Origin of the sequence: Bifidobacterium callitrichidarum, assembly GCF_003129905.1 — a bacterium.
In the GTDB taxonomy this organism is placed as follows: domain Bacteria; phylum Actinomycetota; class Actinomycetes; order Actinomycetales; family Bifidobacteriaceae; genus Bifidobacterium; species Bifidobacterium callitrichidarum.
This window is the reverse complement of record NZ_QFFM01000059.1, coordinates 1-897: the sequence shown is the minus strand read 5'-3', so window position 1 is coordinate 897 and position 897 is coordinate 1. Positions and strand designations below refer to the sequence as shown.

The following is an 897-nucleotide window of genomic DNA, read 5'->3' as shown; positions in this document are numbered from 1 at the left end:
CAGGAAGGCCGGCGACGAGCTGGACGGCCTGCCCGGCAACGTCGAGGCCGACACCGTGGCCCACTGCGGGCCGAGCGTCAGGGGCGAGTTCTGCCGCACCCTGACCGTGGTCGACGTCGCCACCGGATGGACCGAGAACGCGTCGTGCCGCAACAACGCGTTCGCGAACCTCTCCAAGGCCGAGGCGCTGGTCGAGGCCCGTCTGCCGTTCCGCATCCGCTCCTACGACACGGACAACGGCAGCGAGTTCATCAACCGCGACCTGATCGCCTGGCTGCAGGAGCGCGACATCGAGCAGACCCGCTCCCGCCCCTACAGGAAGAACGACCAGGCCACCGTCGAGTCCCGCAACAACCACGTCGTGCGCCGCCACGCGTTCTACTACCGGTACACCGTCGATGAGCTCGGCCTGCTCAACGAGCTATGGGAGCTGGTGCGCGTCAAGGCCAACCTGTTCACCCCGTCCAAGAAGCCGGTCGCGCGCGAAAGCACCCGGGACGGCCGTCCCCGCCGCGTCTACGACGCACCACGCACCCCGTGGGAGCGGCTCAAGGAGTTCGACGAGGCGGACAGGGCCGCCGGCGGCCCCGGCTTCATACCCGACGACAAGCGAGAGGAGATCGAACACACGCTCGCGACCGTGAACCCGGCCGAGCTCGTCCGCCGCATCCACGACATCCAGGACCGGCTCGAAGCACTGGCGGCACCGCGCACCGCGCGGCTGGCCAGACGCATGGGCCCGGACATGGCATACTTGAACAAGACGCTCGCCCGGATCGCGGGCGTCGAACCGGAAGACGACGAAACCCCACAAGCCGACGCGGACTAGGATTTCACGCTCACCACAGGTGAGGCACCACTCCGGATTACGCGCTCATTTTCAAATGAGGCACCTCG

Annotated in this window: 1 protein-coding gene; it reads left to right on the top strand. The window is 67.8% G+C overall.

What is annotated here, in order from left to right; genetic code table 11:
* On the top strand, positions 1-829 hold an 829-nt coding region (locus DF196_RS13095; RefSeq protein WP_146194772.1), incomplete at its 5' end, for an integrase catalytic domain-containing protein.
* Between the last annotated feature and the right edge of the window lie 68 nt (positions 830-897).